This is a genomic window from Streptomyces sp. 13-12-16 (assembly GCF_002114215.1).
Taxonomy (GTDB): domain Bacteria; phylum Actinomycetota; class Actinomycetes; order Streptomycetales; family Streptomycetaceae; genus Streptomyces.
In genome coordinates, this window is record NZ_NCTE01000132.1 from 1 (window position 1) to 6,481 (window position 6,481).

Annotated in this window: 5 protein-coding genes and 2 pseudogenes; 4 read left to right on the forward strand and 3 right to left on the reverse strand. The window is 72.1% G+C overall.

The window, feature by feature from the left end; genetic code table 11:
- Positions 1-641, forward strand: a pseudogene (locus B7767_RS06115) (hypothetical protein); the annotation flags it as partial.
- A 120-nt stretch (positions 642-761) separates the two neighbouring features.
- Here the strand turns inward: B7767_RS06115 and B7767_RS06120 are convergent.
- From B7767_RS06120 to B7767_RS06130, 3 genes are all read right to left on the reverse strand, one after another.
- Positions 762-2,405 (reverse strand): long-chain fatty acid--CoA ligase, encoded by a 1,644-nt coding sequence (locus tag B7767_RS06120; RefSeq protein ID WP_085571232.1) that lies wholly within the window; start codon positions 2,403-2,405, stop codon positions 762-764.
- Positions 2,406-2,542: 137 nt separating this feature from the next.
- Entirely contained in the window at positions 2,543-3,109 is a 567-nt protein-coding gene (locus tag B7767_RS06125; RefSeq protein ID WP_085571229.1) for a SigE family RNA polymerase sigma factor, read from the reverse strand.
- 240 nt (positions 3,110-3,349) lie between these two features.
- Positions 3,350-3,673: a hypothetical protein gene (locus tag B7767_RS06130; RefSeq protein WP_085571230.1), complete on the reverse strand. Its 324-nt coding sequence runs from the start codon at positions 3,671-3,673 to the stop codon at positions 3,350-3,352.
- A gap of 371 nt (positions 3,674-4,044) precedes the next feature.
- Between B7767_RS06130 and B7767_RS06135 the strand changes: the two genes are divergently transcribed.
- The 3 genes and pseudogenes from B7767_RS06135 to B7767_RS06145 all read left to right on the forward strand — a co-directional run.
- On the forward strand, positions 4,045-4,917 hold the full coding sequence (locus tag B7767_RS06135) for a bifunctional DNA primase/polymerase (protein ID WP_085571231.1): 873 nt from the start codon (positions 4,045-4,047) through the stop codon (positions 4,915-4,917).
- A gap of 62 nt (positions 4,918-4,979) precedes the next feature.
- Complete coding sequence (locus B7767_RS06140) at positions 4,980-5,465, forward strand: hypothetical protein (RefSeq protein WP_085571233.1); 486 nt, start codon at positions 4,980-4,982, stop codon at positions 5,463-5,465.
- Between the two features lie 306 nt (positions 5,466-5,771).
- A pseudogene (locus B7767_RS06145) lies at positions 5,772-6,481 on the forward strand (hypothetical protein); the annotation flags it as partial.

The following is a 6,481-nucleotide window of genomic DNA, read 5'->3' on the forward strand; positions in this document are numbered from 1 at the left end:
CCCTCGCCCTGGGCACCGCCACCGCCCTCGTCCTGCCGTCCGGGCGGCGCCGACGCGACGGCTCGCCGTTCGGCGGCCTCGCCGCGCTGCCCGGACTGCTGCGCCGCTCGCCCGACCTGTGGCGCGCGTCGGTGCGCCAGGCGGGGATGTTCGGCGCGTGGAGCGCCCTGTGGACCTCGCTCGCCCTGCTGCTGACCGGCCCGGCCTACGGCCTGTCCACCGCCACCGCCGGACTGTTCGGCCTCTTCGGGCTCGCGGCGAGCGCGGTGGCACCGCTGGCGGGCGGGCTGGTCGACCGTTTCGGTGCCGCCAGGGTCGTACGGGGGGCGTATCTGCTCGCGGCCGTCTCCGTGCCGCTGTTCTGGCTGGGCGGGCAGGTCATCTGGGCGCTGTTCGTCGCCGCGATCGCGATCCACGCGGCCCTGGTCGCCTCCCACGTCGCCAACCAGACCCTCGCCCTGACCACCACCTCCAGCCCGGCCGTCGCCAACACGGCCTATGTCGTCTCCGGCTTCGCCGGCGGAGCCACCGCCTCGGCCCTCGCGGGCACCGCCTTCACCCACTTCGGCTGGGGCGGGGTGTCGGCGGTGGCGGCGGTCTGGCTGGCGCTGGGGTGGGGGAGCACGGCGGTACGGCGGTGACGGTGGTAACGGCAGTGACGGCCATGGCGGCCGTCGCCGTACGGCTCACCCGTCCGCCGGTGACGGAGCCGCACGCCACCGGGCGGTGAGGTCCGCCTCACCGCCCGGTGCGCGCCGGTGTCAGAGCCGGGTGACGTCCAGCTCCCCGGCGGCGTACTGCCTGCGCAGCACCTTCTTGTCGAACTTGCCGACGCTGGTCTTCGGCACCGACGTGATCACCGTCCAGCGCTCCGGGAGCTGCCACTTGGCGATCCTGCCCTCCTCCTGGAGGAAGGCCCGCAGGGTGGTGAAGTCGGCGGTGGAGCCCTCCTTGAGGACGACCGTGGCCAGCGGACGCTCGCCCCACTTGTCGTCCGGGACGGCGACGACGGCGGCCTCGGCGACGTCCGGGTGGGCCATCAGCGCGTTCTCCAGCTCGACCGAGGAGATCCACTCGCCGCCGGACTTGATGACGTCCTTGGCGCGGTCGGTGAGGGTGAGGAAGCCGTCGGCGGAGATCGTGCCCACGTCACCCGTCTTCAGCCAGCCGTCCTCGCTGAACTTGTCGGCCGGGCGCAGGGGTTCGGCGTCGGGGCCGTTGTAGTAGGCGCCGGCGATCCACGCGCCGCGCACCTCCAGCTCGCCCGCGGACTCGCCGTCCCAGGGGAGGCGTTCGCCGCCGGGGCCGGTGAGGCGGGCCTCGACGCCGGCCGGGAAGCGGCCCTGGGTCAGCCGGTAGGCGAACTCCTCCTCGGTGCCCACGGCGTGGGCCGGCGGGCGGGCGATGGTGCCGAGCGGGGAGGTCTCCGTCATGCCCCAGGCGTGGCAGACCCGCATGCCCAGCTTGTCGAACGCCTCCATCAGGGAGGGCGGGCAGGCGGAGCCGCCGATGGTGACCTGGGTGAGGGAGGAGACGTCCCGGGGGTTGGCGGTCAGCTCGGCGAGCAGCCCCTGCCAGATGGTGGGGACGGCGGCGGCGTGGGTCGGCTTCTCGCCCTCGATCATCCCGGCGAGCGGGGCGGGCTGCAGGAAGCGGTCCGGCATCAGCATGTTGACGCCGGTCATGAAGGTGGCGTGCGGCAGGCCCCAGGCGTTGACGTGGAACTGCGGGACCACGACCAGCGAGGTGTCCTGGTCGGTCAGGCCCATCGACTGCGCCATGTTGACCTGCATGGAGTGCAGGTAGATGGAGCGGTGGCTGTAGACCACGCCCTTGGGGTCGCCCGTGGTGCCGGAGGTGTAGCACATGGCGGCGGCGGCGCGCTCGTCCAGCTCCGGCCAGTCGTAGGCGACGGGATGCCCGGCGAGCAGGTCCTCGTACTCGTGCACCCGCGCGGTGGCGTCCGCCAGCGCGGAACGGTCCCCGGGGCCGGAGACGACCACGTGCTCGACGGTCTTGAGGTGCGGCAGCAGGGGCGCGAGGAGGGGGATCAGCGAACCGTTGACGATGACCACCCGGTCGGCGGCGTGGTTGACGATCCACGCGAGCTGCTCGGCCGGCAGGCGGAGGTTCAGGGTGTGGAGGACGGCGCCCATGGAGGGGATCGCGAAGTACGCCTCGACGTGCTCGGCGTTGTTCCACATGAGGGTGGCGACCCGGTCGTCGCCGGTGACGCCGAGGTCGTCGCGCAGGGCGTGGGCCAGCTGGGCCGCCCGGGCGCCGATCTCCGCGTAGGAGCGGCGGTGCGGTTCGCCCTCGCCGGTCCAGGTGGTCACCTGTGAGGTGCCGTGGATCGTCGACCCGTGGGTCAGGATCCTCGAGATCAGCAGCGGTACGTCCTGCATGGTGCTCAGCACGGCGTCCTCCTGGGCGACATTGCCTGCGGGGCGGTAAGAGTTGCGCTGATTCTGCGCACATACCGCGCGGTATGTCACTAGGGGAGCGAATGATCGATCACGCCGCGTCGGCGGGCCGGCGCGCGTCAGCCGCGGACGAGCCCCAGTTCGGCGTCCTCGCGGAGCTTGCCGAGCGCCCTCGACACGGCCGACTTCACCGTGCCCACCGAGACGCCGAGCACTTCGGCCGTCTGCACCTCGCTGAGGTCCTCGTAGTACCGCAGCACGACCATCGCCCGCTGCCGCGCGGGCAGCCGCATGATCGCCCGCCACATCGCGTCGCGCAGCGCCTGCTGCTCGGCCGGGTCGTCGCCGCCGGGCACCGGGTCGGGCTCGGGCAGCTCGTCGCAGGCGAACTCGTCGACCTTGCGCTTGCGCCACTGCGAGGTGCGCGTGTTCAGCAGCGCCCTGCGCACATAGCCGTCGAGTGCCCGGTGGTCCTCTATGCGCTCCCAGGCGACGTACGTCTTGGTGAGCGCGGTCTGCAGCAGGTCCTCCGCGTCGCTCGGATTCCCGGTCAGCGACCGGGCGGTACGCAGGAGCACCGGCTGGCGAGCCCTCATGTACGACGAGAACGACGGGTACGGGAGGGTCTGCGCCGCTGTCGCTGGAGTGGCGGCTTTCGAAGCGCTGGTGCAGACGGGTGTGGTCATGGCTCAACGCTATGAGCGGGGCCGGTCCGGCGGATCGCCCGCAGGTCCCGAAGGCACGTCCCCCTCAGGTTGTAGGGGTGGGGCCGGCTGCACCTCCTGAAGGTGGACCGGCGGGTGAGGGGTACTGCGGGTCGGCCCCTGAGGGTCCGCCCCCGGAACGACCGGGCGACGGTACCGGAGCACCGCCGCCCGGACGCCCCGCACCCCACGAAGCACACCCGCGCGGTCAGGGCACCGGCCTCACCACAGCGGGGTGAAGCCGATCACCACGTTGTCGTTGCCCTGGTTGACGGTCGTGAAGGCGGAGCCGGTGACCTGGGCGGTGTTGTTCTGGTTCGTGGCGCCGGATCCGGTGGCCTGCTGCTGCGTGGTGGCCGAGTTGCCGAAGTTGTCGCCGCCGACACCGCTGCCCAGGGCGTCGACCTCGGAGCTCGTGGCCGTCGCGTTCGATCCGTCGTCCGCGACGGCGCCGCTGTCCGCCGCCGCGACGCCGGTGAAGAGGGCGGCCGCGAGCGGCAGGGCGGAGATCGCGGCGATGACGCGGGCGGTACGGATGCTTGCCATGTTGTGTTCCCTCCAGAACAAGGACGCACCGGCTCATGGCCCTGTGCGGCCCATGACCGTGCGCGTGTGAAGTACGGCTGTCACCAGGGAAGTCGTCCCCCCGCCCCGGTGCCGTGCACGACGTCGCGAGATCAGGGTTGCCCAGGAAATCCCCGGCGAACCACCCTGGACACCGTCATTCGCACGCAAGCGTGACGACAAGGCGATAAACCCCGACGCGCCCCTTGGATCCCACCCCTTTCCGGGAGGAAGACCCCGCCCCGCTCCCGTAAGGGACGAAGCGTTCCGCCACTCCTGCCGCCCACCGCTCCCGCCCCGGCACGACGCGCGCCCCCCTTCCCTTCCTCGAACATGTGTACGAAAATAGAGGCATGGCCACCACCGACCGGCAGGCCGCGACCCTGGCCCTCGCGCACGCCCTGTCAGCCGCCGAACGCGGACTGGCCGTCATCCCCCTGTCCCGGACGAAACTCCCGGCCCTGCGCTCCCCGCACCGGGACGATCCGGAGCCGTCGAGTCCGCCCTGCCACGGCGAGTGCGGCCGCTTCGGCCACGGCGTCCACGACGCCTCCACCGACCCCGCCCGCATCCGCGCGCTGTTCGCCGCCGCACCCCGCGCCACCGGTTACGGCATCGCCTGCGGACTGCCCCCGCACCACCTCATCGGCGTCGACCTGGACACCAAGACCGGTACGGACTCGTTCGCCGCCCTGCGCGAACTGGCCCGGCGCCACCTGTTCACGATCCCCGCCACGGTGATCGTCCTCACCCCGAGCGGCGGCCGTCACCTGTGGCTGAGCGGCCCGCCGGACGTCGTCGTCCCCAACTCCGCGGGCCGGCTGGCCCCCGGCATCGACATCCGGGGCGCCGGCGGCTATCTCGTCGGCCCCGGTTCCCACACCGACCACGGCCCCTACACCACCGCCCCGGGCACCGCGCGCCTGGCACCGGCGCCCTGCCCGCCCGCCCTCCTGCGCCTGCTCCTCCCGCCGCCCCGCACCCACCACCCGGCGTCCCCACCGGCCGACGGACACGGCCAGGGCCTGATCCAGTTCGTCCTCGCGGCGCACGAGGGCCAGCGCAACACCCGCCTGTTCTGGGCGGCCTGCCGCGCCTACGAGGACGGAATCGGCCCGGCCCTGGTGGACCCCCTGGTCGGCGCGGCCCTCAGCACCGGCCTGTCCGAACGCGAAGCCCGCGCGACGATCGCGTCGGCGGCGCGGATGACGGGGCACCGCCCCTGACCGCCCCGCTCCCACCGGAAAACCGAAAGACCCCGATGCACCACCGCCCCGAAGCGCCGACCATGTCACTCGCCCGCGTCCTCCTCGGCTCCGGCCGCCCGGTCGACCTCTCCGAGCTGTGGATGTCGTCGACGTACGGCGGACCGCTCGAGGACTACCCGTGCAAGCCCCTCAACGACAGGAAGGTCGACCGGCTGCTCCGGTCCGCCGAGCGCGCCTTCCCCGGCACCCCGGTCCACCTGATCCCGCCCCCGCGCGAGTACCCCGACCAGTACGCGGGCGCCTTCGGCCCCGTGGAGGTGCTGCCCGCCGTGACGTGCGTCGGCAGCTTCCGGTCCGAGGCGCTCGACCCGGCCCGCGACCGCTCCCTGTACCGCTCCCGCCTCACCGTCGTCTGGTTCCAGTCCTCTCCGTGCGTACCGTCCGGCTGCGACGCGGAGCCCTCACTGCGGGACCTGCCCTGGGAACGGCTGGCCGAGGACGGAGAGCTCCAGAGGCCGGCGCTCGGCCCCGTTCCGGGCGCGCGGGGTGACGGTCCCGCGAGGTGATGCACACGTACGGAGTGGCGACAGCCTGAACGCCATCACACGTACGGGTGAGTGTCGGGGTCCATCACCGGGGTACGAAGCCGCTGCCCCGGCCTCTGTGAAGTCCACCCCCGTCGATGGCCCGAAATACGAAAGTGCCTGGTGACAAGGGACCTCGCGAAAGAAAACGATGCTGCGGGAGACCTTTTCGATCATCTGCTGTCAGCAGCGTGCGCGTGTCTACAGCGACCTAAACGTCCCGATTGTTCAGAATGTTGCCCACTGCCCCAGTTGAAACTATGAAGTTTCGTTGCCGAGGAGCATGACATGCAGGTTCGCAGGTGGCTCCCAGACCAGCCCACTCGTATCGGCCGTCACGACTGGCCGGACGAGGGGGACAACGGAACGCACATGCGCCTGCGGGCCGGCTCCATCGTGGTACTGGACCGGCAGGGGTGGCGGATCCTGGAGATCAACGGCTACCCGAGCAACTGGTGGCCGGACTCCTACGAGAAGGCGTGGCGCGACCACGTGGAACTGTGGTGGCACGCCAACGAACTGCGCCGGGCCAACAACCAGGCGGTCAAACCGGCCCCCGAGCGGGCCGAGTTCTACAAGCGTCCGGTGGTGCTGGTGCTGCGCAACGAGAACCTGCCCCGTTCCACACCGAAGCACTGGTGCGCTCCCGCCAGCCACGACTGGCGGGTCCTCCCCGAGCACTACGCCGTCTGCCGCGCCTGCGGCGAGCTGCCGCCCTGCCACCACGGGGAGTACCGCTGGGAGGGCGGACCCCGCTGGCCCGAGCAGGACGGCGGCATCCCGCTCATGGTGCCGGAGGGCTGCTGCATGGGGTGCGCCGAGCCGATCCGCCCGCGGGTGCGGACCGTGCGCTTCCCGGGCCCGAACCTCTGGTACCCGGACCTCGGGGAGGACACGGCCGTCTTCCACGCCCGCACGGCCTGCGCCGACCAGGTCGACCGCTACCGCATGCAGTGGCAGGCCGAGTACAACCCGCGCTCCTCCGCCCACACCGCCAC

Excerpts from the sequence above, each read along its gene's own strand:
- B7767_RS06120 (WP_085571232.1), bottom strand. The coding sequence starts at position 2,405 with ATGCAGGACGTACCGCTGCTGATCTCGAGGATCCTGACCCACGGGTCG.
- B7767_RS06125 (WP_085571229.1), bottom strand. The coding sequence starts at position 3,109 with ATGACCACACCCGTCTGCACCAGCGCTTCGAAAGCCGCCACTCCAGCG.
- B7767_RS06130 (WP_085571230.1), bottom strand. The coding sequence starts at position 3,673 with ATGGCAAGCATCCGTACCGCCCGCGTCATCGCCGCGATCTCCGCCCTG.
- B7767_RS06135 (WP_085571231.1), top strand. The coding sequence starts at position 4,045 with ATGGCCACCACCGACCGGCAGGCCGCGACCCTGGCCCTCGCGCACGCC.
- B7767_RS06140 (WP_085571233.1), top strand. The coding sequence starts at position 4,980 with ATGTCACTCGCCCGCGTCCTCCTCGGCTCCGGCCGCCCGGTCGACCTC.